Source organism: Microbacterium thalassium (genome assembly GCF_014208045.1).
In the GTDB taxonomy this organism is placed as follows: Bacteria; Actinomycetota; Actinomycetes; order Actinomycetales; family Microbacteriaceae; genus Microbacterium; species Microbacterium thalassium.
Genome location: NZ_JACHML010000001.1, coordinates 2,247,141 through 2,271,607 on the forward strand (window position 1 = coordinate 2,247,141; position 24,467 = coordinate 2,271,607).

At 70.9% G+C, this 24,467-nt stretch carries 25 protein-coding genes; 11 read left to right on the forward strand and 14 right to left on the reverse strand.

Annotation, left to right across the window (positions count from 1 at the left end):
• Positions 1–9 precede the first annotated feature (9 nt).
• The 3 genes from HD594_RS10325 to tkt are packed head-to-tail and all read right to left on the reverse strand — an operon-like array spanning position 10 to position 4,860.
• Complete coding sequence (locus HD594_RS10325) at positions 10–1,632, reverse strand: glucose-6-phosphate isomerase (RefSeq protein WP_184750885.1); 1,623 nt, start codon at positions 1,630–1,632, stop codon at positions 10–12.
• Complete coding sequence (gene tal, locus HD594_RS10330; protein WP_184750886.1) at positions 1,629–2,750, reverse strand: transaldolase; 1,122 nt, start codon at positions 2,748–2,750, stop codon at positions 1,629–1,631. The genes HD594_RS10325 and tal overlap by 4 nt, the downstream gene beginning before the upstream one ends.
• A gap of 19 nt (positions 2,751–2,769) precedes the next feature.
• Positions 2,770–4,860, reverse strand: a complete 2,091-nt coding sequence (gene tkt, locus HD594_RS10335) for a transketolase (RefSeq protein ID WP_184750887.1) — start codon at positions 4,858–4,860, stop codon at positions 2,770–2,772.
• Positions 4,861–5,266: 406 nt separating this feature from the next.
• Between tkt and HD594_RS10340 the strand changes: the two genes are divergently transcribed.
• Positions 5,267–6,208 carry a heme o synthase gene (locus HD594_RS10340; protein WP_184750888.1) on the forward strand — a complete coding sequence of 314 codons (942 nt, stop codon included), beginning with the start codon at positions 5,267–5,269 and terminating at the stop codon, positions 6,206–6,208.
• 43 nt (positions 6,209–6,251) lie between these two features.
• Here the strand turns inward: HD594_RS10340 and HD594_RS17715 are convergent, their stop codons facing one another.
• From HD594_RS17715 to HD594_RS10350, 3 genes are all read right to left on the reverse strand, one after another.
• Positions 6,252–6,377 (reverse strand): hypothetical protein, encoded by a 126-nt coding sequence (locus HD594_RS17715; RefSeq protein WP_271171225.1) that lies wholly within the window; start codon positions 6,375–6,377, stop codon positions 6,252–6,254.
• Between the two features lie 187 nt (positions 6,378–6,564).
• Positions 6,565–7,047, reverse strand: coding sequence for a dinucleotide-utilizing enzyme (locus HD594_RS10345; RefSeq protein WP_184750889.1), 483 nt, complete (start codon positions 7,045–7,047; stop codon positions 6,565–6,567).
• A 99-nt stretch (positions 7,048–7,146) separates the two neighbouring features.
• On the reverse strand, positions 7,147–8,118 hold the full coding sequence (locus HD594_RS10350) for a COX15/CtaA family protein (protein WP_184750890.1): 972 nt from the start codon (positions 8,116–8,118) through the stop codon (positions 7,147–7,149).
• A 267-nt stretch (positions 8,119–8,385) separates the two neighbouring features.
• On the opposite strand from HD594_RS10350, the gene sufB reads away from it, so the two are divergent.
• Genes sufB through HD594_RS10385 form a run of 7 tightly spaced genes read left to right on the forward strand, consistent with a single transcriptional unit; the run spans position 8,386 to position 15,031 of the window.
• Positions 8,386–9,804 (forward strand): Fe-S cluster assembly protein SufB, encoded by a 1,419-nt coding sequence (gene sufB / locus HD594_RS10355; protein WP_184750891.1) that lies wholly within the window; start codon positions 8,386–8,388, stop codon positions 9,802–9,804.
• Complete coding sequence (gene sufD, locus HD594_RS10360; RefSeq protein WP_184750892.1) at positions 9,805–11,013, forward strand: Fe-S cluster assembly protein SufD; 1,209 nt, start codon at positions 9,805–9,807, stop codon at positions 11,011–11,013.
• Positions 11,010–11,336 carry a non-heme iron oxygenase ferredoxin subunit gene (locus HD594_RS10365; protein ID WP_184750893.1) on the forward strand — a complete coding sequence of 109 codons (327 nt, stop codon included), beginning with the start codon at positions 11,010–11,012 and terminating at the stop codon, positions 11,334–11,336. Before sufD ends, HD594_RS10365 begins: the two co-directional genes overlap by 4 nt.
• Before the next feature lie 5 nt (positions 11,337–11,341).
• Complete coding sequence (sufC, locus tag HD594_RS10370; RefSeq protein ID WP_184750894.1) at positions 11,342–12,124, forward strand: Fe-S cluster assembly ATPase SufC; 783 nt, start codon at positions 11,342–11,344, stop codon at positions 12,122–12,124.
• A gap of 9 nt (positions 12,125–12,133) precedes the next feature.
• Positions 12,134–12,463 carry a metal-sulfur cluster assembly factor gene (locus HD594_RS10375; RefSeq protein ID WP_184750895.1) on the forward strand — a complete coding sequence of 110 codons (330 nt, stop codon included), beginning with the start codon at positions 12,134–12,136 and terminating at the stop codon, positions 12,461–12,463.
• Positions 12,464–12,506: 43 nt separating this feature from the next.
• A complete protein-coding gene (locus HD594_RS10380; RefSeq protein ID WP_184750896.1) occupies positions 12,507–13,667 on the forward strand; it encodes a MalY/PatB family protein in 1,161 nt (386 codons plus the stop codon).
• Positions 13,664–15,031 (forward strand): MFS transporter, encoded by a 1,368-nt coding sequence (locus HD594_RS10385; protein ID WP_184750897.1) that lies wholly within the window; start codon positions 13,664–13,666, stop codon positions 15,029–15,031. The genes HD594_RS10380 and HD594_RS10385 overlap by 4 nt, the downstream gene beginning before the upstream one ends.
• A gap of 82 nt (positions 15,032–15,113) precedes the next feature.
• Here the strand turns inward: HD594_RS10385 and HD594_RS10390 are convergent, their stop codons facing one another.
• Complete coding sequence (locus tag HD594_RS10390; RefSeq protein ID WP_184750898.1) at positions 15,114–15,749, reverse strand: biotin transporter BioY; 636 nt, start codon at positions 15,747–15,749, stop codon at positions 15,114–15,116.
• 116 nt (positions 15,750–15,865) lie between these two features.
• Between HD594_RS10390 and HD594_RS10395 the strand changes: the two genes are divergently transcribed.
• Complete coding sequence (locus HD594_RS10395) at positions 15,866–17,464, forward strand: ABC-F family ATP-binding cassette domain-containing protein (protein ID WP_184750899.1); 1,599 nt, start codon at positions 15,866–15,868, stop codon at positions 17,462–17,464.
• A 27-nt stretch (positions 17,465–17,491) separates the two neighbouring features.
• Here the strand turns inward: HD594_RS10395 and HD594_RS10400 are convergent, their stop codons facing one another.
• The 4 genes from HD594_RS10400 to HD594_RS10415 are packed head-to-tail and all read right to left on the reverse strand — an operon-like array spanning position 17,492 to position 19,639.
• Entirely contained in the window at positions 17,492–18,373 is an 882-nt protein-coding gene (locus HD594_RS10400) for an SURF1 family cytochrome oxidase biogenesis protein (RefSeq protein ID WP_246414402.1), read from the reverse strand.
• Positions 18,374–18,387: 14 nt separating this feature from the next.
• A complete protein-coding gene (locus HD594_RS10405; protein ID WP_184750901.1) occupies positions 18,388–18,609 on the reverse strand; it encodes a hypothetical protein in 222 nt (73 codons plus the stop codon).
• Positions 18,606–19,025 (reverse strand): DUF3099 domain-containing protein, encoded by a 420-nt coding sequence (locus tag HD594_RS10410; protein WP_184750902.1) that lies wholly within the window; start codon positions 19,023–19,025, stop codon positions 18,606–18,608. Before HD594_RS10410 ends, HD594_RS10405 begins: the two co-directional genes overlap by 4 nt.
• A 53-nt stretch (positions 19,026–19,078) precedes the next feature.
• Positions 19,079–19,639: a DUF4190 domain-containing protein gene (locus HD594_RS10415; protein WP_184750903.1), complete on the reverse strand. Its 561-nt coding sequence runs from the start codon at positions 19,637–19,639 to the stop codon at positions 19,079–19,081.
• A 111-nt stretch (positions 19,640–19,750) separates the two neighbouring features.
• Between HD594_RS10415 and fabG the strand changes: the two genes are divergently transcribed.
• On the forward strand, positions 19,751–20,461 hold the full coding sequence (gene fabG / locus HD594_RS10420; RefSeq protein ID WP_184750904.1) for a 3-oxoacyl-ACP reductase FabG: 711 nt from the start codon (positions 19,751–19,753) through the stop codon (positions 20,459–20,461).
• 22 nt (positions 20,462–20,483) lie between these two features.
• On the opposite strand, the gene HD594_RS10425 is transcribed toward fabG, so the two are convergent.
• The 3 genes from HD594_RS10425 to HD594_RS10435 form a co-directional block, all read right to left on the reverse strand.
• A complete protein-coding gene (locus tag HD594_RS10425) occupies positions 20,484–21,188 on the reverse strand; it encodes an alpha/beta fold hydrolase (protein ID WP_184750905.1) in 705 nt (234 codons plus the stop codon).
• 62 nt (positions 21,189–21,250) lie between these two features.
• On the reverse strand, positions 21,251–21,892 hold the full coding sequence (gene serB / locus HD594_RS10430) for a phosphoserine phosphatase SerB (protein WP_184750906.1): 642 nt from the start codon (positions 21,890–21,892) through the stop codon (positions 21,251–21,253).
• A gap of 47 nt (positions 21,893–21,939) precedes the next feature.
• Positions 21,940–23,184 (reverse strand): glucose-1-phosphate adenylyltransferase, encoded by a 1,245-nt coding sequence (locus HD594_RS10435; RefSeq protein ID WP_184750907.1) that lies wholly within the window; start codon positions 23,182–23,184, stop codon positions 21,940–21,942.
• A gap of 86 nt (positions 23,185–23,270) precedes the next feature.
• Between HD594_RS10435 and glgA the strand changes: the two genes are divergently transcribed.
• On the forward strand, positions 23,271–24,464 hold the full coding sequence (glgA, locus tag HD594_RS10440; RefSeq protein WP_184750908.1) for a glycogen synthase: 1,194 nt from the start codon (positions 23,271–23,273) through the stop codon (positions 24,462–24,464).
• The last annotated feature ends 3 nt before the right edge of the window (positions 24,465–24,467 follow it).

A 24,467-nucleotide genomic window follows, 5' to 3' on the forward strand; every position in this document is an offset into this window, starting at 1 on the left:
GAGGGGCTCCTATTGGGCGGCTTCGAAGAGCGAGAGCACTTCGATCTGGGGGTCGGTCAGGGTCAGTGAGACGACCGGGCGCCCATGCCCGTTCGCGAGGACGTCAGCGTCGCCGGCGGCCTGGGCCTCGATGAGCTGGCTGAACGTGAACGGCCGGCCGGGGATCTCGAGGTCCACGTCGGTGCGCTCGAGGATCTGCAGGAACACGCCGTTCGCGGGCCCGCCCTTGTGGTACTGCCCGGTCGAGTGCAGGAACCGCGGCCCCCATCCGAACGTCGTGGGCGTGCCGGAGTCCGCCGCGACCATCTCGCGCAGGCCCTGCAGCTGCGGCAGCTCGAGGCGGTTGACGTACGCCTGGATCGCCACGTAGCCGCCGTCGGGCACCGAAGCCCACAGCGCGTCGAGGACGCCGGCGACCGTGCCGGATGCCGCGAGAGCCGGATCCGAGACCCGGACCTCGACGCCCTCGGCGACGAACGCGGGCGCGGAGGCCTCGGGCCGTGCCTCGAGCAGGCCGCGCGCGGCGGTCTTCGCCGACTCGACGTCGGGCTGGTCGAACGGGTTGATCCCCAGCATCCGTCCCGCGATGGCGGTGGCGTACTCCCACACCACGAACTGCGCACCCAGCGAGCCGCTGATGAGGACCTCGCCGACGTGCCGCTCGAACAGGTGGAACTCGTCCGCCTCGTCGACGATGCGCACGATCTGCAGGTCGTCCCCGGGCTCGTCGACCTCGGGCGAGACCGGCAGGAGCACGACGGGGAGGATCCCGGTGCCCTCCTTGCCGGTCGACTCCGCCACCAGCTGCTCGATCCAGTCGGGCAGGCCCGCGATGTGCGTGCCGTCGGTGATGAGGCCCATCTTGTCGCGCCGCGGCGAGCCGCCGGCGATGGCGGCCGCGAGGACGAGCGCCGGATTGTCGGGGCTGTCGATCGCGACCTCGAGCAGCGTCGCATCGGCCTCGTCGAGGATCTCCGAGATGTCGGCGCCGGCGAGACCTGCCGGAACCAGTCCGAAGGCCGTCAGGGCCGAGTAGCGGCCGCCCACCGTCGGATCCGCGTTGAAGACGCGGTAGCCGTCGGCGCGGGCCGATTCGTCCAGGGGCGATCCGGGATCGGTCACGACCACGATGCGCTCGGCGGGGTCGATGCCGAGGTCGCGGAACGCGGCCTCGAAGGCGCGCTTGGCCGAGTCGGTCTCGACGGTCGAGCCGGACTTGGACGCCACGACGAGGACCGTCTGCGTCAGCCCGCCCGCCTCGGGGTCGCCGTCGATGGCGGCGAGCACCTGGCCGGGCGAGGTCGAGTCGAGGATCACGAGCGGCACGCCCGAGGTTCGCGTGATGACCTCCGGAGCGAGCGACGAGCCGCCCATGCCGGCGAGCACGACCCGCGTCACGCCGCGGGCGACGAGGTCGGCGCGCAGCGCTTCGATCTCCGCCACGAGCGGGCGCGAAACGCTGACCGCCTGAACCCAGCCGAGCCGCTGCGACGCCTCGGGCTCGGCGTCGGCTCCCCACAGCGAGGCGTCGCCGGCCGTGATGCCGGAGGCGACCAGATCCGCGACGAGGCCCGGAAGGGTCTCGTCCACCACCGACTTCACGTGGCCGGTGACGTGGATCTCGAAGCTCATCTCGCGGACTCCAGAGCGTCCGCGAGCGCGGTCTTGACGGTGTTCTGGAGGTCGTGCCACGAGGCGATGAACTTGTCGACGCCTTCGTCCTCGAGGACCTGGGTGACGTCGGCGAAGTCGACGCCGACGGCGGCGAGGGCGTCGAAGTGCGCGTGCGCGTCGCCGTAGTTCGCCGTGACGGTGTCACCTTCGACCACGCCGTGGTCGAAGGTCGCCTCGAGGGTCTTCTCGGGCATGGTGTTGACGGTGCCCGCGGCGACGAGCTCGGTGACGTAGAGCGTGTCGGGCAGAGACGGGTCCTTCACACCGGTCGACGCCCACAGCGGCCGCTGCGTGTTGGCGCCGGCGACGAGGAGCGCCTTGGCGGCGTCGTCGGCGAACTTCTGCTCGAACAGCTCGTACGCCAGACGTGCGTTGGCGACACCGGCCTTGCTCTTGAGCGCCTCGGCGGCGTCGGTCCCGATCGCGGCGAGGCGCTTGTCGACCTCGGTGTCCACGCGCGAGACGAAGAAGGACGCGACCGACTCGATCGTGGACAGGTCGATGCCCGCGGCCTGCGCCTTCTCGAGCCCGGCGAGGTACGCGTCGATGACCTCGGCGTACCGGTCCAGGCTGAAGATCAGCGTCACGTTGACGCTGATGCCGGCGCCGATGACCTCGGTGATCGCGGGCAGCCCCGCCTTGGTCGCGGGGATCTTGATCAGCGCGTTGGGGCGGTCCACCCGCTCCCACAGCGCCTTCGCCTGCGAGATGGTCTCCTCGGTGTCGTGGGCGAGGTCGGGGGAGACCTCGATCGACACGCGCCCGTCGACGCCGCCGGTGGCGTCGAAGACGGGGCGGAGGATGTCGCACGCGTCACGGACGTCGTCGGTGGTCGCGGCGAAGATCGCCTCGTCGACCGAGGCGCCGGCCTTGGCGAGCTCGGTGATCTGCCCGGCGTAGGCGGCGGCTCCCGAGCCGATCGCGCCCTGGAAGATCGTCGGGTTCGTGGTGACGCCGGAGATGTTGCGGGAGGTGATCAGCCCGGCGAGGTTGCCGGTCACGATCCGGTCGCGCGACAGGTCGTCCAGCCAGATGCTGACGCCCTCGGCGGCGAGCTGTTCGGTGGGAGTGCTCATGGATGTGTCTCCTCGGTGATCACTGAGCCGCCGCGACAGCGGCGAGGGATTCGCGTGCCGCCTCGGCGACCGCTTCGGCGGTGAAGCCGAACTTCTGGAACAGGGTCTTGTAGTCGGCCGACGCGCCGAAGTGGTCGATGGCGACGGAGCGGCCGGCGTCGCCGACGATGCCGCGCCACGACAGCGCGGAGCCGGCCTCGACCGACACACGGGCCTTCACGGATGCCGGCAGCACGCTCTCGCGGTACGCTTCGTCCTGCTCGGCGAACCACTCCAGCGACGGGGCCGACACGACGCGGGCGCCGATGCCGTCGGCGGCGAGGGCCTCGCGTGCCGACACGGCCAGCTGGACCTCCGAGCCCGTGGCGATGAGGATGACGTCCGGTGCGCCGTTCTCGGCGTCGACGAGGACGTACGCGCCCTTCGCGGCGCCGGCGGCGGCGGCGAAGCCGGCCTCGCCGCGCGGGAACACCGGGATGTTCTGCCGCGTCAGCGCGATGCCGGCGGGACCTTCGCTGCGTCGCAGCATCTCGAGCCAGGCCACGGCGGTCTCGTTGGCGTCCGCCGGGCGCACCACCGTGAAGTTCGGGATGGCGCGCAGCGACGCGAGCTGCTCGATCGGCTGGTGGGTGGGGCCGTCCTCGCCGAGCGCCACCGAGTCGTGCGTCCACACGAAGATCGAGGGCACGTTCATGAGGGCGGCCAGACGCACGGCCGGGCGCATGTAGTCGCTGAAGATCAGGAACGTGCCGCCGAAGGCGCGGGTCTTGCCGTGCAGCACGATGCCGTTCACGATCGACCCCATCGCGTGCTCGCGGATGCCGAAGTGCAGGACGCGCCCGTAGGGGTCGCCCGACCACTCGTGCGTGGACCACTCGGTCGGCACGAACGACTTCGCCGACTTGATGGTCGTCAGGTTGGACTCCGCGAGGTCGGCCGAGCCGCCCCACAGTTCGGGCATCACCGCGGCGAGGCCGTTGATGACCTGCCCGGATGCCGCGCGCGTCGAGAGGTCCTTGCCCGACTCGAACGTCGGCAGAGCCGACTCGACGTCGGCGGGCAGCTCGCCCGCTTCGAGACGGTCGAACAGCGCCTTGCGCTCGGGGTTGGCCGCCGCCCAAGCGTCGAATCCCGCCTGCCACGCGGTGCGCGCCGTCGCCGCGCGCTCGGCCAGCGAGCGCGTGTGGGCGATCACGTCGTCGGCGACCACGAAGCTCTGCTCCGGGTCGTAGCCCATGACCTTCTTGGTGGCGGCGAGCTCCTCGGCGCCGAGGGCCGAGCCGTGGATCTTGCCGGTGTTCTGCTTGCCCGGTGCAGGCCAGCCGATGATCGTCTTGAGCACGATCAGCGAGGGCTTGGTGGTCTCGGCCTTGGCCGCCTCGATGGCCGCGTACAGCTCGGCGACGTCCTCGACGTACTCGCCGGTCTTCTTCCAGTCCACGGTCTGGACCTGCCAGCCGTAGGACTCGTAGCGCTTCGCGACGTCCTCGGTGAAGGCGATGTCGGTGTCGTCCTCGATCGAGATCTGGTTGGAGTCGTAGATGGCGATGAGGTTGCCGAGCTCCTGGTGGCCGGCGAGGCTCGAGGCCTCGCTGGTGACGCCCTCCTGCAGGTCGCCGTCGGAGGCGATCACGTAGACGTAGTGGTCGAAGGGGCTCTCGCCGGGGGCCGCCTCGGGGTCGAACAGGCCACGCTCGTAGCGTGCGGCGTAGGCGAAGCCGACCGACGAGGCCAGGCCCTGGCCGAGCGGTCCGGTCGTGATCTCGACGCCGTCGGTGTGCCCGTACTCGGGGTGGCCCGGCGTGAGGGATCCCCACGTGCGCAGCGACTTCAGGTCGTCGAGCTCCAGGCCGAAGCCGCCGAGATACAGCTGCACGTACTGCGTCAGCGAGGAGTGCCCCGCCGACAGGATGAAGCGGTCCCGGCCCACCCAGTGGGTGTCGGCCGGATCGTGGTTCATGACGTGCTGGTACAGCAGGTAGGCCGCCGGTGCCAGGCTCATCGCGGTGCCGGGGTGTCCGTTCCCCACCTTCTCGACCGCGTCCGCGGCCAGCAGGCGGGCCGTGTCCACGGCGCGCGCGTCGATCTCGTTCCAGAGCAAATCCGTCACTCGGTGACCTTTCCTGAGGATGCGCCCGCGGAAAGATCTCTCCGCGGACGCCCGTTTCGAGGGGTCGGGTCAGGAGGAGCTGCGCGAGCGCGAACGTGTTGTTCAGCTTAGCGAAGCGGCATGCCGCAGGGGCGATGCGTCTCGTTGTGTGACATGGATGTTACCGGTAACACGTCGCGAAGGGAACCCTCGGATCTCCGACCCCGTCCGGGCGGTCCAGCCGTGCCCGTCGGTGCGCTGTACAGTCTGGCGCGCCGTTGTGCCTCGGGGGTGTCATGTACGTGTCGCCGCGGTGACCGTCTTCTCACGCGCAGCGCTCGGGGCTGAGAGGCCCGGCGGCGGGGCCGGCCGGCCATGGGCCATGCCCTAGAATGGGGTGGTTTCCTAGGCGGCGATTGCGGGGGCGATGGACATCACGACGACGGCGGGCGCGCGAACGCCCGTTCCGGCACCGCGAACCGCCCGCCATCCCCTCGGACGAACCGTGCGCGCGTACATCGCGCTGACGAAGCCTCGCGTGCTCGAGCTGCTGCTGGTCACGACCGTCCCGGTCATGATCCTCGCGCAGGGCGGATTCCCCTCGCTGTGGCTGGTGCTGGCCACCGTCATCGGCGGCTCGATGAGCGCGGGGTCGGCCGCGGCCTTCAACATGTACCTCGACCGCGACATCGATGCGCACATGCAGCGCACCGAGAACCGGCCGCTCGTGACGGGCGAGGTCTCGCCGCGCGGCGCGCTCGTGTTCGCCTGGACGCTCGCGATCGTCTCGACGGTGTGGCTGTGGGTCACGACCAACTTGCTGGCCGCGGCCCTGTCGGCCGGCGCCATCTTCTTCTACGTCGTGATCTACACGCTGATCCTGAAGCGCCGCACCGAGCAGAACATCGTGTGGGGCGGCATCGCGGGCTGCTTCCCGGTGGTGATCGGCTGGAGCGCCGTGACGGGCTCGCTCTCCTGGCCGCCGGTGATCCTGTTCGTGCTGGTGTTCCTGTGGACGCCGCCGCACTACTGGCCGCTGTCGATGAAGTACAAGGAGCAGTACGACAACGTCGACGTGCCGATGCTCGGCGCGACGCGTCACGGCTCGCAGGTCGGTCTGCACGTCATCCTCTACACGTGGGCGACGGTCGTCAGCTCGCTGCTGCTGATCCCGGTGGCCGGCATGGGCCTGGTGTACACGGCATCCGCTCTGGTGTTCGGCGGCTGGTTCATCTACGAGTCGCACCGCCTGTACAACCGGGCGATCCGCGGGACCGAGCCGCGTCCGATGCGCGTGTTCCACGCGTCGATCACGTACCTGACGCTGCTGTTCGTGGCGATCGCGGTCGACCCGCTGCTGCCGTTCTGACCCGACGGCATCGCCGTGCCGTCGGGCCCGGTCCTGCCGGGGGTCAGTGGATGCTGAGGCCGGCGTCCGGCGTGTAGCCGAGAGCGGGGTCGTACCCGAGGTCCTCGAGGCCGCCGCCCAGCACGGTGAACTGACCGGTGGGGGTGGCGGTGTAAGCGAAGTCCTTCATGTCGATCCCTTTCGTCTGTGTGGTATGACCACAGCCTGTCAGGGTTGGTGTGAGGACGCCTGTGCCTTTGCTATGCGACGGCTGTGAGTGGCGGAGAAGGCTGCTCGGGGCCCGTTCTCGCCGTGCGAAACCAGTCGCGCCGGCCTGCGTCCTTCGGACGGCAGACCGGCGCGGCCGGATCGTCGGGTCAGCGCGTCTCGGCGGGCTCCTTCGAGGCGTCGTCCGCGGTCTCGTCCGCGGCGTCCTTCGCGGTCTCGGCCGGAGCGTCGTCGGCGCCGACCGCCTCGAACTGCGACGTGTAGCCGAGGCCGCGCTCGTAGCCGTGGTCGGGGGCGTCGCCCTCGGCCTCATCGGCGTCGGCGCTCTCGGCCGACCAGTCGATGGGCTCGACCACCACGGCGGGCGCCGCCGGGCGCAGCGACGCGAGCGAGGCGATCGCGAAGGCGAGGAGGATGCCGATGACGCCCGCGCCGATGAGCACGGCGCCGAGGACGGCCATGGACTGGCCCACGTACACCTCGATGCCCGTGGCGGTGCCGTCCGTGAGGGTCGTGGTCATCACGCCGAGCTTGTCGACGAGGATGAGGGCTCCCGCTGCGGCGCTGCCGAGCGAGGCGACGACGAGACCCCAGAAGGGGATGCGGGTGGCGAGACGGGGGCGGGCGGTCATGGGGACTCCTGGAGTGTGCGGCGCGTGGGGGAGCGCCGCCCGGGTCGGCGACGCCGTCCTCACGGTGCCAGGGCAGTTCGTGCGGATCCCCGGAGCCGCCTATGCGTCCGCTGTGCGTGCGTCCGCTGTGCGCGTCTGCGCGGGGGTGAGGCGGAGCAGCAGCACCGTCATGGTCGCCACCAGCAGTGCGGCGAGGACCATGTGGATGCCCACGGCGAGTTCGGGGAGGCCGTTGCGGGCCTGGTAGAGGCCGACCCCGATCTGGACGAGCTCGACGACCAGCAGCGCGATCGTCCAGCCGAGCACGCGCGGGGCGGTGCGGCGGACGCGCCACGCGCCGGCAAGCAGGGCCAGCGTGAGGGCGAACAGCGCATAGGCGGGCCAGGCGTGCACGTGCTCGAGGATCTCGACGTCGAATCCGTTGCGGCCGGCATCCGCGTCTCCCGAGTGGGGGCCCGCGCCGGTCGTGAGCACGCCCACGACGACGGTCACCAGGAGCACGACCGACGTCGTGTGGGCGAGGATGCGGTGCCAGCGGGGCACGACCGGCTCGCGCGGTCCGCCGGGCTCGCCCATGCGCGCGAGGAAGGCGGCGGTGACGCCCACGAGGACGAGCGAGGCGACGTAGTGGAAGCCGACGATGAAGGGGTTCAGGCCCGTGAGGACCGTGATGCCGCCCACGATCGCCTGCGCCACGACCCCGCCGAGCACGATGGCGGCGAGGGTGAACAGGTCGCGACGCTCGCGCCGGATGCGCAGCACCAGCACGAGCACGACGACGGCGAGGATGCCGACCAGCCCGGTGAGGGTGCGGTTGCCGAATTCGATGACGCCGTGGATCCCCATCTCGGGCGTCGGGACCAGGGACTCGGCCGTGCACGTCGGCCACGTGGGACAGCCCAGGCCCGAGCCGGTCAGACGCACGGCGCCGCCGGTGCCGATGATCGTGACCTCGGCGAGGAACGACAGCCAGGCGAAGACGCGGATGCGGGCGTCGACGCGGTCGGGCAGCCACCTCCAGAACGCGTTCCCCGACGGGGACGTGGTGCGGGAAGCGGTGTCTGCGGACATGCGGCGGGTTCTCCTGGGCCGTCGGGTGCACGTGCCCGTGTCGGGGCACATGCGGTTCGCGGATCGTCCGGGGTCGGGACGGAACCTGTAGAATCGATTGGTCGGCTGCGGGCGTGGAATCGCGCCGCGCACCACTGACAGTCTAGGCGCGAGGTCAGCGCCGAAAAGTGAGGGCCCACCAGCGGCATCCCCTCCCGGTAACTCCACCGGGGGAGCAGGAATGCCGGGGCGGATGACACCGTTTGGACCCGGAGGAGAAAATCGACCATGTCTGATGTGCTGATCGACCGGCCGGAGCTCGAGGGCCTCGGCGTCTACGAATTCGGATGGCACGACCCCGACGCCGCCGGCGCGAGCGCGAAGCGCGGTCTGAGCGAGGCGGTCGTCCGCGACATCTCGGCCCTCAAGGCCGAGCCCGAATGGATGCTGAAGACCCGGCTGAAGGCTCTGCAGCTGTTCGGCCGCAAGCCGATGCCGACGTGGGGCGCCGATCTCAGCGCCATCGACTTCGACAACATCAAGTACTTCGTCCGGTCCACCGAGAAGCAGGCGCAGACCTGGGAGGACCTCCCCGAGGACATCCGCAACACCTACGAGCGCCTCGGCATCCCCGAGGCCGAGCGCGCGCGCCTGGTCGCCGGCGTCGCGGCCCAGTACGAGTCCGAGGTCGTCTACCACCAGATCCGCGAGGACCTCGAGGCGCAGGGCGTCATCTTCATGGACACCGACACGGCGCTGCGCGAGCACCCCGAATTCTTCGAGGAGTACTTCGGCACCGTGATCCCCGCCGGTGACAACAAGTTCGCCGCGCTGAACACCGCGGTGTGGTCGGGCGGATCGTTCGTGTACGTGCCCAAGGGCGTGCACGTCGAGATCCCGCTGCAGGCGTACTTCCGCATCAACACCGAGAACATGGGCCAGTTCGAGCGGACGCTGATCATCGCCGACGAGGACAGCTACGTCCACTACATCGAGGGCTGCACGGCTCCGATCTACAAGAGCGACTCGCTGCACTCGGCCGTCGTCGAGATCATCGTGAAGAAGAACGCCCGCGTTCGCTACACGACGATCCAGAACTGGTCGAACAACGTCTACAACCTCGTCACCAAGCGCGCCGTCGCCCACGAGGGCGCGACGATGGAGTGGGTCGACGGCAACATCGGCTCGAAGGTGACGATGAAGTACCCGTCGATCTTCCTGATGGGCGAGCACGCCAAGGGCGAGACGCTCTCGGTCGCCTTCGCCGGTCCCGGCCAGCACCAGGACGCCGGCGCGAAGATGATCCACATGGCGCCGTACACGCAGTCGTCGATCGTGTCGAAGTCGATTGCTCGCGGCGGCGGCCGCGCGGGCTACCGCGGCGAGGTGCGCGTCGACCAGAACGCGCACCACTCCGCCAACACCGTGCGATGCGACGCCCTGCTCGTCGACACGATCTCGCGCTCGGACACGTATCCGGCGATCGACATCCGCGTCGACGACGTGCACCTGGGCCATGAGGCGACGGTGTCGAAGGTCAGCGAGGAGCAGCTGTTCTACCTGCAGTCCCGCGGCCTTCCCGAGGACGAGGCGATGGCGATGATCGTGCGCGGCTTCATCGAGCCGATCGCGCGCGAGCTGCCGATGGAATACGCCATGGAACTGAACAAGCTCATCGAGATGGGCATGGAAGGATCGGTCGGCTAGATGACGACCACGACGCAGGCACCCGCGACGGTGCCGGGATCTCGGCCGCATTCGGACGGGGCGGGAGCATTCGTTCCGGTGCAGACGCGCTCGGAGCGTCCGCACTCGTACGACCCCGCGGACTTCGAGATCCCGACCGGCCGCGAGGTCAACTGGAAGCACGCCCCCGTGGCGCGGCTGGCGCCCCTCTTCGAGGACGTCGCCGCCGATGACCGGCCGGGCGACCCCGCCGTCGAGTACGCGGTGACCGCCCCCGAGGCGGTCGTCGTGGGATCGCTGCGGGCCGGCGAGGCGCCGCGCGGCGATGTCTTCGAACCCGAGGACCGCGTCGCCGCCATCGCGTGGCGCCGCACCGACGAGGCGCTGCACGTGAGGATCCCCCGGGACGTCGAGCTCGAGGCGCCGGTCGTCGTCGAGATGAGCGGCCGCGGGGCGGACCGCCGCGCGAACGCGCACATCGTGATCGAGGCCGAGACCCACGCGCGCGGCACCGTGCTGCTGCGGCACGCCGGATCGGCGCAGTTCGACGAGAACGTCGAGGTCATCGCGCGCGACGGCTCGCACCTCGAGGTCGTCAGCGTGCAGCAGTGGGAGGACGACGCGGTGCACGCGGCATCCCACCAGGCGCGCGTCGACCGGGACGCCACCCTGCGCCACATCGTCGTCAGCTTCGGCGGTGGCGTCGTGCGGGTCAACCCGAGCGTCGAGCTGGCCGGCACCGGCTCGCGCGGAGAGCTGTACGGCCTGAGCTACGCCGACGCCGGGCAGCACCTCGAGAGCCAGGTGTACCTGTTCCACAAGGGCGCCGAGACCAGCGGCGACGTCCTCTACAAGGGCGCGCTGCAGGGCGAGAGCGCGCGCAGCGTGTGGATCGGCGACGTCCTCATCGGGCCGGATGCCGTGGGCACCGACTCCTACGAGGCCAACCGCAACCTGGTGCTCACCGACGGCGCCCGCGCGGATTCGATCCCGAACCTCGAGATCGAGACCGGCGACATCCGCGGCGCGGGCCACGCCAGCGCGACCGGCCGCTTCGACGACGAGCAGCTCTTCTACCTGCAGGCCCGCGGCATCCCCGAGGACGAGGCACGCCGTCTCGTCGTGCTCGGATTCCTCGCCGAGATCGTGCAGAAGATCGGCATCGACGACCTCGAGGCCGAGCTGTTCGACCTCATCGAGGCCGAGCTCGCGCAGGAGGTGTCCCGATGACCGCTCAGCGCGCCTGCGCGCTGAGCGAGCTCGAGCAGGACACCGCCCTGCGCGTCGAGCTGGACGGCGTCGCCATCGCGGTGGTGCTCGACGGCAACGGCGAGGTGCACGCCATCGGCGACACCTGCACCCACGGCGACATCTCGCTCGCCGAGGGCTTCGTCGAGGACGACACCCTGGAGTGCTGGGCCCACGGCTCGGCCTTCTCGCTGCGCACCGGCAAGCCCCTGAACCTCCCCGCCTATGAGCCCGTGCCCGTGTTCGAGGTCACCATCGACGGCGACGATGTGCTCATCGATACGAACGTGAAGAAGGAAGTCTGAAACCTATGTCTGTCCTCGAGATCCGAGACCTGCATGTGACGGTCGAGACCGAAGCCGGCACGACCCCGATCCTCAACGGCGTCACCCTCACCATCCGCACCGGTGAGACCCACGCGATCATGGGCCCGAACGGCTCGGGCAAGTCGACCCTGGCGTACACGATCGCCGGTCACCCGAAGTACACCGTGACGAGCGGCTCGATCACGTTCGACGGCGAGGACGTCCTCGAGATGTCGGTCGACGAGCGCGCCCGCGCGGGCCTGTTCCTGGCCATGCAGTACCCGGTCGAGATCCCCGGCGTCACGGTGACGAACTTCCTCCGCACCGCCAAGACGGCCCTGGACGGCGAGGCCCCCTCGATCCGCACGTGGACGAAGGACGTCAAGGAGTCCATGAAGAACCTGCGCATGGACGCGAAGTTCGCCCAGCGCAACGTGAACGAGGGCTTCTCCGGCGGCGAGAAGAAGCGGCACGAGATCCTGCAGCTCGAGGTTCTGAAGCCGAAGATGGCCGTGCTGGACGAGACCGACTCCGGCCTCGACGTCGACGCGCTCAAGATCGTCTCCGAGGGCGTGAACCGCGCCAAGGAGGCGACCGACCTCGGTGTGCTGCTGATCACGCACTACACGCGCATCCTCCGCTACATCCACCCGGACTACGTCCACGTCATGGTGGGCGGCAGGATCGTGGAGGAGGGCGGCCCCGAGCTCGCGACGCGACTCGAGGACGAGGGCTACGACCGATTCCTGGCGCCGCTCGAGGGCGCTTCGGCCGACGCGGACGCCTAGAATCGTTACATGACCGCAACACTCGCGCCCGAGAAGTACGACGAGGTCATCGAGGCCCTCAAGGACGTCATGGACCCCGAACTGGGGATCAATGTCGTCGACCTGGGCCTGATCTACGATCTCGCGTGGGACGACGACAACGACGCGCTGGTCATCCACATGACGCTCACGTCGGCCGGATGCCCGCTGACCGACGTCCTCGAGGAGCAGACGGCCCAGGCACTGGACGACGTCGTGGAGCGGTTCCGCATCAACTGGGTGTGGATGCCGCCGTGGGGCCCCGAGCGGATCACGGACGACGGGCGCGACATGATGCGCGCGCTCGGTTTCGCCATCTGATGCGCGCAGAGCCGGAGGGCGACCCGATGGCTAGGCTCATGTGGTGAGCGTGACACCCCTCGAAGCCCTGCCGATCGACCAGCTGCGGCTCCGGTCCAGCACGAAGTGGCGGAAGTACCCCGACGACGTGCTGCCGCTGTTCGTCGCCGAGACGGACTTCGCGCTCGCGCCGGGGATCACCGCGGCGCTCGCGCGAGCCGTCGGGCTCGGCGACACCGGCTACACGCCCCCGGATCCCGGCATCCGGGACGCCTTCGCCCGCTTCGCGCAGCGCCGCTTCGGGTGGGACGTCGACCCCGCGCGGGTGCGGTCGACCGGCGACGTCATCATGGGCGTCGTCGAGATCCTGCGGGCCGTGACCGACCCGGGGGACCGGGTCGTGGTGACACCGCCGGTGTACCCGCCGTTCTACGACTGCGTGCCCGAGGCGGGCGGTGTCGTGGAGCGCGTGCCGCTGATCGAGACGGATGCCGCCTGGGAGCTGGATCTGGCCGGCATCGAGGCGGCGCTGGCGGACGGCGCGCGAGCCGTGTTGCTGTGCAACCCGCACAACCCCACCGGCACGGCGCACGCCCGCGAGAGCCTCGCCGCTCTCTCCGACATCGCGGAGCGCCACGGTGCCGTCGTGGTCAGCGACGAGATCCACGCGCCGCTCGTCCAGCCCGGCGTGGCCTTCACGCCGTTCCTCGCCGCGTCGCCGGCGGCAGCCCGCGTCGGGTATGCCGTGACGAGCGCCTCGAAGGCGTTCAATCTCGCCGGCCTCAAGTGCGCGCTCATGGTCACCGCCGATGACGCGACGACGCGGGTCGTGAACGGGCTGCCGGTCGAGGTCGAGTGGCGGACGGGTCTGTTCGGCGCGCTGGCCGGAGTCGCCGCGTTCTCCGAGGAGAGCGACGCATGGCTCGATGCGCTGCTGGCGAGGCTCGACGAGAACCGCCGGCTGCTGGCCGACCTCCTCGCCGAGCATGTGCCCGGCGCCCGGTTCCGCATCCCCGACGCGGGGTTCCTCGCCTGGGTGGATCTGACCGACCTCGGGTGGGGCGACAACCCCGCGGTGAAGATCCTGCGCGACGCGAAGGTCGCGCTGCACTTCGGTCCGCACTTCGGCGTCGAGGGACGCGGCCACGTGCGCATCAACTTCGGCTGCTCGCCCGACGTGCTGCGGGAGGCCGTCGAGCGCATCGGCGCGCTGCTGCACCGGTGAACACGTCCTCCGGCTCGGGCATCTGGTCGTCGCGGACCGTCGGGGTCACCGTCGGCGCGATCGCGCTGATCTTCCTCGCGGCGCTCGAGTCGCTCGCCGTGACGACGGTGATGCCCGTCGTCGCCGCGGAGCTCGACGGCGCGGCGCTGTACGCGGTCGCGTTCTCGGGAACCTTCGCGGCGAGCGTCATCGGCATGGTCGCGTCGGGCGCGTGGTGCGACCGCGCGAGCCCGCTGGGTCCGCTCGCGACCGCGGTCGGCCTGTTCGTGCTGGGTCTGATCGTGGCGGGGATCGCGACGTCGATGCCGGTGCTGGTGATCGGGCGCCTGCTGCAGGGACTGGGCGCAGGCGGCCAGACGGTGGCCCTCTACGTGGTGGTGGCGCGCGTGTATCCGGCCGCGCAGCACGGTCGGGTGTTCGCAGCGTTCGCGGCCGCGTGGGTGATCCCGTCGCTCATCGGACCGGTCCTCGCCGGCGCCGTGGCGGAGTTCCTCCACTGGCGGTGGGTCTTCCTCGGTGTCGCCGTGCTCACCCTCGCGGCCTTCGCGCTGGTGTGGGTGCGCCTGCGCACGATGCAGCTGGCCACCGAGCACCCGGAGCCCGCGCGGGTCGGCGCACGCCTGGTGTGGGCGGTCGTGGTCGCCGTGGCGGCCCTCGCTCTGAGCCTGGCGCACGAGGCGGGCCCCTGGACGCCGGTGGTCGTCGCCGTCGCCGCTGTCGCGATCGCGGTGGCGATCCGCCCGCTGGTGCCCCGCGGAACGCTCGGTGCCGCGCGCGGCCTGCCGAGCGTCGTGCTCATGCGCGGCATGGTCGCGGGCGCGCTGTTCGGCGCCGAGGTGTACCTGCCCTATCTGCTGATCGCCGAGTACGGCCTCTCGCCCGTGTGGGCGGGTGCGGGCCTGACCGCCGCGGCGCTGCTGTGGGCGACGGGCTCGGCCGTGCAGGGCAGATGGGGCGACGCTCTGGGCAGTACGCGGATCGCGATCGTGGGCATCGCTCTGCTGGCGAGCGCCACGGCCATCGCGACGGCGACGGCCGCGTGGCACGGCCTGCCCGCGGTGCTCGTGGCCGGATGGGCGCTGGCGGGGGCGGGCATGGGGCTGATGTACCCGCGCCTGTCGGTCCTGACGCTGTCGTTCTCGTCGCCGCAGAACCAGGGCTTCAACTCGTCGGCGCTGTCGATCTCGGAGGCCGTGGGGGCGGCCTCGGTCACCGCGCTGCTCGGTGTCGCCTTCGCCGCGGTTGGCGGGGGCGCGGCGGCGTTCGCGACCGTCTTCGCTCTGGCGACCGCGGTGGCCGTCGCGGCGCTGGTGCCGGGGCTGCGGCTGGGCATGGTCGCCGACGGGGCTCACCTGCCGCGGTGACGACGTCCGCGGACAGCAGACGAAAGCCCCGGCCGACCGGCCGGGGCTTTCGCACGAGGATGCCGGAGGACCCGGCATCCGCTCACTTCTTGGCGGCGTCCGCGCGGCGCACGAGCGCCCACGCGCCGGGGATGACGGCGGCGGCGATGGCGGCCTTGATGAGCCCGCCGATGATGAACGGGAACAGGCCCGCCTCGAGCAGCTGCCAGAACGACAGCTCCAGGCCCATCACACCGTTGAGGATCAGCGCCATGTACGGGATGCCGAAGAGGAACGGCACGACGCTGGCGGCAGCGAACCCGATGAAGGCGAGCCACGGCTTGCGGTCCCACGCGCGCTCGGCGAACCAGCCGGCGACGAACGCCGCGGCGATGAAGCCGATGATGAAGCCGAAGCTGGGGGCCGCGACGATGGCGACCGAACCGGCGAAGCCGGCGAACACCGGGAGGCCCGCGAGACCGGCGAGCATGTAGACGGCGAGCGAGGTCGCACCGCGGCGGGCGCCGAGCGCGGCGCCGACGATGACGACGCCGAGGGTCTGACCGGTGATCGGGACCGGCCACAGGGGGATGCTCACCTGCGCGAGCACCGCGACGAGGGCGGCGCCGGCGACGACGAGCGTCGCGTCGACGGCGAACGCGCGGGCGCGGGAGGACGGCCGCGCGATGACGTCGGCCAGGACGCGGCGACGGGACGGGGCGGGGGCGGCGAGAGTCATTCGTGGCTCCTTCGGCGGCGGGCGCACGGCGGCGCCTCGGGCATTGCCACTTATACTAGGGGGCTGGCCATCGGCCCACCCTTGTACCCCATCACCGAACGAAACGGACATTCGCTGTGCTCGCCGTGCACGACCTCGAGATCCGCGTGGGAGCCCGCGTGCTCATGTCCGACGTGTCCTTCCGAGTCTCGGACGGGGACAAGATCGGCCTCGTCGGGCGCAACGGCGCCGGCAAGACCACGCTGACCAAGGTGCTCGCGGGCGATGTGCTGCCCGCGGACGGACGGGTCGACCGCTCGGGCGAGCTGGGCTACCTGCCGCAGGATCCCCGCTCGGGCGACCCCGAGATGCTTGCGCGCACCCGCATCCTCGACGCACGTGGCCTCGGCACGCTCGCGATCGGCATGCACGACGCATCGCAGGCCATGGGGTCGGACGATCCGGATGCCGCGGCCAAGGCGATGCGCAAGTACGCCAACCTCACCGAGCGGTTCGAGGCGCTGGGCGGCTACGCCGCCGAGGCCGAGGCTGCCTCGATCGCGCACAACCTGTCGCTGCCCGATCGCATCCTCGACCAGCCGCTGAAGACGCTGTCGGGCGGTCAGCGCCGCCGGATCGAACTCGCCCGCATCCTCTTCTCGGACGCGCAGACGATGATCCTCGACGAGCCGACGAACCACCTCGACGCCGACAGCGTCGTGTGGCTGCGCGAGTTCCTGAAGGGCTACAAGGGCGGCCTCATCGTCATCAGCCACGACGTCGAGCTCGTCGGCGAGACGGTCAACCGCGTCTTCTACCTGGACGCCAACCGCCAGGTCATCGACGTCTACAACATGAACTGGAAGAACTACCTGCGTCAGCGGGTGGCCGACGAGGAGCGCCGCAAGAAGGAGCGCGCCAACATCGAGAAGAAGGCCACCGCGCTGCAGCAGCAGGCCGCGCGCTTCGGCGCGAAGGCGTCGAAGGCCGCCGCGGCCCACCAGATGGTGGCGCGCGCCGAGAAGATGCTGTCGGGCCTCGAGGACGTGCGGCAGGAGGACCGCGTCGCGAAGCTGCGGTTCCCCAAGCCCGCGCCGTGCGGCAAGACGCCGATCACGGCATCCGCCCTGTCGAAGTCATACGGGTCGCTCGAGATCTTCACCGACGTCGACCTCGCGATCGACCGCGGCTCGAAGGTCGTCGTGCTGGGCCTCAACGGCGCCGGCAAGACGACCCTGCTGCGGATCCTCGCCGGCGTCGACCGCGCCGACACCGGCACCGTCGACGCGGGGCACGGACTGAAGATTGGCTACTACGCGCAGGAGCACGAGAACCTCGACATCGGCCGGTCGGTCCTCGACAACATGATGTCGGCCGCGCCCGACCTGAACGCCACCGAGGCCCGCAAGGTGCTCGGGTCGTTCCTGTTCACCGGCGACGACGTCCTCAAGCCGGCGGGAGTCCTGTCGGGCGGCGAGAAGACGCGCCTGTCGCTGGCGACCCTCGTGGTCTCCAGCGCCAACGTGCTGCTGCTGGACGAGCCGACCAACAACCTCGACCCGGCGTCGCGCGAGGAGATCCTCGGCGCGCTCGCGCACTACGAGGGCGCCGTGATCCTCGTCTCGCACGACGAAGGCGCCGTCGAGGCCCTCAATCCGGAGCGCGTGCTGATCCTGCCCGACGGCGTCGAGGACATCTGGGGCCGCGACTACATCGACCTCATCACGCTCGCCTGAGCGGCGGGGCGGCGGCCGCGGGCGCCGTCAGCGCCGGCCGGCGGCATCGAGCAGTGCGTCCTCGTCCTCGGCGTCCCGGTCGCGCCGACGTCGGGGCAGGGGCGCTCGCGTGCGGGGCTCCGCGTGCTCGCCCGCGTCGTCGCAGGCGTCCTCGTCCTCGGCGTCCTCCCGCCGGTGGCGGATCTCGGTGCGGATGACGTAGCCGATGAAGACGAATCCCATGATGGCGAACAGGATCCACTGGATCGCGTACGACAGATGCGGGCCGGGATCCTCCGACGGGTCCTCGATCGCGTTCGGCGTGGTCGCCGGCGCCGGGTCCTCGCTCACCAGGATCCCGTACGCGCTGACGATGAGCGCGTCCCCGGATTCCGCCGAGAGCTCGTCCGCCACCAGCGGCAGGTTGATCGTCGGCACCTGGCCCTCGGGGGCCGAACGGCCCGAGCGGGGGAGCGGCTCGCCCGGCTGAAGACGTGCGACGACGGTCACCTCGCCCTCGGGCGGCGCGGGGATCTCGTCGGGGAGCGGGCTCTGCGAGCCCGGCAGGAGCCATCCGCGGTCCACGAGGAAGACGCGTCCGTCGTCGAGGGCGAACGGCACGAGCACCTCGAACGCGGACGTGCCGCCGTGCGCACGATTGCGGACGAGCAGCTCCTCGTCGGCGAGGTACCGGCCGGTGAGGACCACGGGCTGCCATTCGTCGGCGGGGTCGAACTCGCCGCCGGAGGGGATCGCCTCCGTCAGGGGTACCGGCGTGGCGTCGTAGTTGCTCTCGACGAGGGCGATCTGCCCCGAACGCTCCTCGTTGCGTGCGAACTGCCAGTTCGACAGGAACGCGCACGCGATCGCGAACACGACCGCGAGGGCGATGTAGATCGCCCACCGCCCCGCCTTGGGGAGGTTCTGCATGCTCATGCCGCCGCTCATCGCGCCGCCGGGCTCTCCGCCGCCAGCGGTGCGACCGACACCGGGAACTGGCGGGCCGCGAGGAACTCCCGGAGGTAGTCGCGGTGCTCGGCGCACGCGACCCACGTCTTGACGCGGTCCGCGGCGTGGATGCGCGGATTGCGCCAGTCGATCCGCCACGTCGGCGCCGCGCGGCAGCCGGCCCGTGAGCACACCGGGCTGTCGAGGTCGCCGATCATGCGGTGGCGTCCGTGTCGTCGCCGCGGTCGTCGGCGCGCGGGTCGCCGGGGGCGCCGGCTGCGCGACCGGGGTCCCCGCCGGGCGACTCCTCGATGCGGATCACCCGGTCGTCGGCGACGGGTGTGGGCGTCGGAGCCGGCGCCGTCCCGAGCGCGCGGGCCTCGGGCGCTTCGGCGCCCGTGGAGCGCACGTCCTGGGCGACGTTCGCGGTGACGACGGCGACGTAGGGCAGGAACACCGCCGCGAGGCCGAACACCCACGTGTACCAGCCGTACGGGGTGATGACGACCATCAGGATGAAGCAGACGATGCGGATGGCCATCATCACGAGGTACTTCCGCGAGCGCGCACTCGCCTCGTCGCGCGGTGCGCGCGGCAGTGACGTGGCCGACTGCGGCCGGTGCGAACTCTTCACGATCCCTCAAGCCTACGCCGCACCCGGGGGATGGGACGCGCCGGGGGTTCGACTCAGCTGTAGGTGTACCCGACCGTGGCGAACAGCGGGATGAGCACGGCGAAGAACAGGATGAGGCCGAGGATGCTGAGGCCCAGACCCACCCAACCGATGATGGTGCCCGCCAGTGCCAGGCCGCGGCCTTCCTCGCCCGTCCGCTTGATCTGACCGAGCGCCATGTGCCCGGTGATCACGCCGACGATCGAGCCGATGAACGGCACGATCACGAACGACGCGATGGAGGCGATGAGCGACACGATCGCGAGCGTGTTGGTCTTGTTCGCCGTGCCGTAGCCCGCGCTGCCATAGGCCGGGGCGGAGCCGTAGGCGGGTGCGGTGCCGTACGCGGGCGGCGTCCCGTAGGCGGGAGGTGCCCCGTAGGCGGGCGCCGCGCCGTACGACGGGTCCGTCGCGCCGGGCTGCGCCGGCGGCGGGTATGCGCCCGCGTCGGGCGCCGGCGGCGCCGATGCGGCGGGCGGCGGGTACGCGGCGGGCGGGGGATAGGCCGAAGGCGACGTCGAGCCGTCCTGGTCGGCGGGTTCGGGTGTCGGTGCGCCGGACGTGTTGTCGCTCATGGGGAGCCTTTCTCGCTGTGTCATCAGCGTCCCAGCGATCCGGCCCGGGTGTCAAACCCCTGCCCGGGTAGGCTGGGGCGGTCCTCGTCACACACCCTCGGGAGCATCACCATGTCCAGTGACCGCGTCGTCCTCGTCACCGGCGGAAACCGCGGCATCGGCCGCGCCATCGCAGAGCGCTTCGTCGCCGAAGGCTTGAAGGTCGCCGTCACGGCACGCTCGGGGGAGGGGCCCGAGGGCACGCTCACGGTGCGCGCCGATGTCACCGACGCCGCCGCGGTGGACGCCGCGTTCACCGAGGTCGAGCAGTCGCTCGGCCCGATCGAGATCGTCGTCGCGAACGCCGGCGTCACCAAGGACACGCTGCTCATGCGCATGACCGAGGACGACTTCGACAGCGTCGTGGCGACGAACCTGGGCGGCACCTTCCGCGTCGTCAAGCGGGCCAGCAAGGGCATGCTCCGCGGGCGCTGGGGACGGGTCATCCTCATCTCGAGCGTCGTGGGGCTGTACGGCTCGGCCGGCCAGGTCAACTACTCGGCGTCCAAGTCCGGGCTCGTGGGCTTCGCCCGTTCGCTCACGCGCGAGCTGGGCGGACGCGGGATCACCGCGAACGTCGTGGCCCCCGGCTTCATCGAGACCGACATGACGGCGGCGCTGCCCGAGGCGACGCAGGCCGAGTACAAGAAGAACATCCCCGCAGGCCGGTTCGCGAGCCCCGACGAGGTCGCCGGTGTCGTCGCGTGGCTGGCGTCGGACGACGCGGCCTACATCTCCGGCGCCGTGATCCCGGTCGACGGCGGCCTCGGAATGGGGCACTGATCCGCAGCGCGCCCGGCCGGCGTCAGCCGAGGGCGTCGACGATCGCCTGACCCACCCGGTCGGGGATCGAGAACTGCGGCCAGTGGCCCGTGGGCTCACCCGCGGGGTGGAGCTGCACGATCGTCAGATCCTCGATCGCCGCCAGCTCGCCCGCCCACGGCTCGTCGCGCATGAAGGCGCGGATCTGCTCGCCGGGAACCGTCGTGGTGATGAGGGTCGCCGGCGTCTTGCGACGTCGCTCGTCACGCAGCCGCAGCGGCGTCGCGGGCACGAGCGGCGGGACGGATGCGGCTCCTGCGCCCGCGCGGACCCGGGTGTCCTCGTCGAGATCGGCGACCTCGCCCTCGTCGAAGAAGTCCCAGCCCGGGAACGGGATCACGCCGTCCACGACGGGGAACTCCCAGATGTCGGAGCCGTCCGGGGGAGGGAAGGTGTCGAGGAAGACGATGCGCGCGACGCGACCGGGGCGGGCGTCGAGCGCGCCGTAGGCGACGTTCCCGCCGCCGCTGTGGCCGACGAGGGCGACGTCCGACCCGCATCGATCGATCTCGGCGACGACGGCCGCCACCCAGTCGTCGATCGCGATGTCGACGACGTCGGGGCCGGGAGCGCCGACACCCGGCATCGTGAGCGGGTGCGGCGTGTGGCCGGCGGCGCGGAGCGAAGGAAGCACCGCGTCCCATGACGCGGCGTCGAGCCACAGGCCCGGAATCAGAATCACGTCCATGCCCCAGACGGTACGCCGGGGTTCTGACACGGGCGGTCGGGCCGATCGCGGCGCCGGAGGCGTCAGGGGAGCAGGGGGAGGACCTCGCGCAGGTCGACGGGGCCGATCACCAGATCGGCCTGAGCCCGCACCGTCGGCTTTGCGTTGAACGCCACCCCGAGGCCGGCGGCCGACATCATCTGCAGGTCGTTCGCGCCGTCGCCGATCGCCACGGTGCGCGACGACGGCACGCCGTGCTCGGCCGCCCACTCGCGCAGCGACGCGGCCTTGACGGCCGCATCCACGATCGTCCCCTCGACGGTCCCGGCGAGCACACCGCCCTCGACGGTGAGGCGGTTGGCGCGCCACATGTCGACGCCGAGCGACGGGGCGACGACGTCGAGGATCTCGTGGAAGCCCCCCGAGACCACGCCGACCAGTCCGCCGCGCTCGTGCACGCCCGAGATCAGGTCCACGACGCCGGGCGTGGGCTCGATGCGCTCGAGGATCCGCGAGAACCGCTCGACCGGCACGCCGGCGAGGGCCTGCACGCGCGAGCGCAGACTGGTGGCGAAGTCGACCTCGCCGCGCATCGCCGCCTCGGTCGCGGCCGCCACTTCGGCCCCGCGCCCCGCCTCGTCGGCGATGAGCTCGATGACCTCGTTGCGGATGAGGGTGGAGTCGGCGTCGAGGACGACGAGGAAGCGCGCGGGCGTCGAAGGCATGGACTCCACGCTAGCGCCGCGCGCGCGGCGGGCAGGACGGCGCCGGGTCAGCGCTCGATGCGCACGCCCTTGCCGACGATCGTGATCCCCGAGTCGGTGACGGTGAACCCGCGGGCGATGTCCCGCTCGCGGTCGACGCCGACGGTCGCGCCGTCCTCGAGCACGACGTTCTTGTCGAGGATGGCCCGGTGGATGCGGGCGCCCGCGCCGATCGTGATGCGGTCGAACAGGACCGAGTCGGTGATCGTCGATCCGCCGCCGGCGAGGGTCCACGGGCCCACGACGCTGCGCTCGAGGTGCGTGCCCGACAGGACCGAGCCGAGCGACACGATGGAGTCGATGGCGTTGCCGATGCGCCCGACCGAGTCGCGCACGAACTTCGCCGGCGGCGAGTTGACCGCCTGCGAGTGGATGGGCCACTCCATGTTGTAGAGGTTGAACACCGGGAGCGTCGAGATGAGATCGCGGTGCGCGTCGAAGAACGAGTCGATCGTCCCGACGTCGCGCCAGTAGGCCCGGTCGCGGTCGGTCGACCCGGGCACCTCGTTGCGCTTCATGTCGTAGACGCCCGCTTCGCCGCGGTCGACGAAATACGGGATGATGTCGCCGCCCATGTCGTGGTTCGAGGTCGGGAGCTCGCCGTCGGCCTCGACCGCCTCGATGAGGGCATCGGTGTCGAAGATGTAGTTGCCCATCGATGCGAGGATCTCGTGGGGGGCGTCGGCGAGGCCCACGGCATCCTGCGGCTTCTCGAGGAACTCGTTGATCTTGGCGGGGTCGTCCTTGTCGACGTCGATGACGCCGAACTGGTTGGCCATCGAGATCGGCTGACGGATGCCGGCCACGGTCGCCCGCGCTCCCGACTCGATGTGGGCCTCGAGCATCTGGCGGAAGTCCATGCGGTACACGTGGTCGGCGCCGATCACGACGACGATGTCGGGCTTCTCGTCGTTGATGAGGTTCATCGACTGCAGGATCGCGTCGGCCGACCCGGTGAACCACCGCTTGCCGAGCCGCTGCTGCGCCGGCACCGACGCGACGTACGCACCGAGCAGCGGCGACATGCGCCAGTTCTGCGACACGTGACGGTCGAGGCTGTGCGACTTGTACTGCGTCAGCACGACGATCTGCCGCAGTTCGGAGTTGATCAGGTTCGAGATCGCGAAGTCGATGAGGCGGTACTGGCCCCCGAAGGGCACCGCCGGCTTCGCGCGATCCGCCGTGAGCGGCATGAGACGCTTGCCCTCGCCCCCGGCGAGGATGATTCCAAAGACCTTCGGCACTGCAGGCATGGCTCCACCCTAGAACCCAACCGACGCTCTACGCACGGGGTTGTGCCCGCGTGTGAAGAACCCGCGTCTGTACTAGCGTTCGAGACATGCGCGTCGACATCGTCACCAAGGAGTACCCGCCGGAGATCTACGGCGGTGCGGGAGTCCACGTCACCGAGCTCGTGAAGGCCCTGCGAGCCGCGATCGAGGTGCAGGTGCGCGCCTTCGGCGGTCCGCGCGACGAGGAGGACACGGCCAACTACGGCGTGCCCGCCGAACTCGCGGCCGCGAACGGCGCGATCCAGACGCTGGGCACCGACCTCGCGATCGTGAGCGATGTCGCCGGCGCCGACGTCGTGCACAGCCACACCTGGTACGCGAACTTCGCCGGCCATCTGTCGTCGCTGCTGCACGGCATCCCGCACGTCATCACGGCGCACAGCCTCGAGCCGCTGCGGCCCTGGAAGGCCGAGCAGCTCGGCGGCGGCTACGCCGTCTCGAGCTACATCGAGAAGACGGCCTACGAGGGTGCGGCGGCGATCGTCGCGGTCAGCAACGGCATGCGCGACGACATCCTGCGCAGCTACCCGGCCCTCGACCCGGCCAAGGTGCGCGTCATCTACAACGGCATCGACACGCAGGCCTGGCATCCGGTCCAGGACGACGCGCTGCTGGCCGAGATGGGCATAGACCCGACGCGCCCGTCGGTGGTCTTCGTCGGCCGCATCACGCGCCAGAAGGGCCTGCCGTATCTGCTCCGCGCGGCCGAGCGCCTGCCTGAGGACGTCCAGCTGGTCCTGTGCGCGGGAGCGCCCGACACTCCGCAGATCCTCGCCGAGGTCGAGGACCTCGTGAAGGGACTGCAGGCGACGCGGGAGGGCGTGGTCTGGATCGACCGGCTGCTGCCCCGTCACGAGCTGTGCGCGATCCTCACCGCCGCGACGACGTTCGTCTGCCCGTCGGTGTACGAGCCCCTGGGCATCGTCAACCTCGAGGCCATGGCGTGCGGCGCGGCCGTGGTCGGCACCGGCACGGGCGGCATCCCCGAGGTCGTCGTCGACGGCGAGACCGGCCGCATCGTGCCGATCGATCAGATGCAGGACGGCACGGGGACGCCCATCGACCCCGAGCGGTTCGTCGCCGACCTGGCCGCGGTGCTGACCGAGGTCGTGTCGGATCCCGAGCGCGCCGCAGCCTACGGCGAGGCGGGGCGCCGCCGCGCATCGGAGGAGTTCAGCTGGCAGCGCATCGCCGAGCAGACCGAGGCGCTGTACGCCGAGGTCGCCGCGCCCGGCCGGTAGGCT

Bases quoted from the DNA above. Each gene is read 5' to 3' on its own strand.
- HD594_RS10350 (WP_184750890.1), bottom strand. From the start codon at position 8,118: ATGTCCGCAGACACCGCTTCCCGCACCACGTCCCCGTCGGGGAACGCG.
- HD594_RS10405 (WP_184750901.1), bottom strand. From the start codon at position 18,609: ATGATCGGCGACCTCGACAGCCCGGTGTGCTCACGGGCCGGCTGCCGC.
- HD594_RS10425 (WP_184750905.1), bottom strand. From the start codon at position 21,188: ATGGACGTGATTCTGATTCCGGGCCTGTGGCTCGACGCCGCGTCATGG.
- HD594_RS10340 (WP_184750888.1), top strand. From the start codon at position 5,267: ATGGACATCACGACGACGGCGGGCGCGCGAACGCCCGTTCCGGCACCG.
- HD594_RS10375 (WP_184750895.1), top strand. From the start codon at position 12,134: ATGACCGCAACACTCGCGCCCGAGAAGTACGACGAGGTCATCGAGGCC.
- HD594_RS17715 (WP_271171225.1), bottom strand. From the start codon at position 6,377: ATGAAGGACTTCGCTTACACCGCCACCCCCACCGGTCAGTTCACCGTG.
- HD594_RS10435 (WP_184750907.1), bottom strand. From the start codon at position 23,184: ATGCCTGCAGTGCCGAAGGTCTTTGGAATCATCCTCGCCGGGGGCGAG.
- sufD (WP_184750892.1), top strand. From the start codon at position 9,805: ATGACGACCACGACGCAGGCACCCGCGACGGTGCCGGGATCTCGGCCG.
- HD594_RS10365 (WP_184750893.1), top strand. From the start codon at position 11,010: ATGACCGCTCAGCGCGCCTGCGCGCTGAGCGAGCTCGAGCAGGACACC.
- HD594_RS10415 (WP_184750903.1), bottom strand. From the start codon at position 19,639: ATGAGCGACAACACGTCCGGCGCACCGACACCCGAACCCGCCGACCAG.
- serB (WP_184750906.1), bottom strand. From the start codon at position 21,892: ATGCCTTCGACGCCCGCGCGCTTCCTCGTCGTCCTCGACGCCGACTCC.
- glgA (WP_184750908.1), top strand. From the start codon at position 23,271: ATGCGCGTCGACATCGTCACCAAGGAGTACCCGCCGGAGATCTACGGC.
- HD594_RS10325 (WP_184750885.1), bottom strand. From the start codon at position 1,632: ATGAGCTTCGAGATCCACGTCACCGGCCACGTGAAGTCGGTGGTGGAC.
- fabG (WP_184750904.1), top strand. From the start codon at position 19,751: ATGTCCAGTGACCGCGTCGTCCTCGTCACCGGCGGAAACCGCGGCATC.
- sufB (WP_184750891.1), top strand. From the start codon at position 8,386: ATGTCTGATGTGCTGATCGACCGGCCGGAGCTCGAGGGCCTCGGCGTC.
- sufC (WP_184750894.1), top strand. From the start codon at position 11,342: ATGTCTGTCCTCGAGATCCGAGACCTGCATGTGACGGTCGAGACCGAA.
- tal (WP_184750886.1), bottom strand. From the start codon at position 2,750: ATGAGCACTCCCACCGAACAGCTCGCCGCCGAGGGCGTCAGCATCTGG.
- HD594_RS10345 (WP_184750889.1), bottom strand. From the start codon at position 7,047: ATGACCGCCCGCCCCCGTCTCGCCACCCGCATCCCCTTCTGGGGTCTC.
- HD594_RS10390 (WP_184750898.1), bottom strand. From the start codon at position 15,749: ATGACTCTCGCCGCCCCCGCCCCGTCCCGTCGCCGCGTCCTGGCCGAC.
- HD594_RS10400 (WP_246414402.1), bottom strand. From the start codon at position 18,373: ATGCAGAACCTCCCCAAGGCGGGGCGGTGGGCGATCTACATCGCCCTC.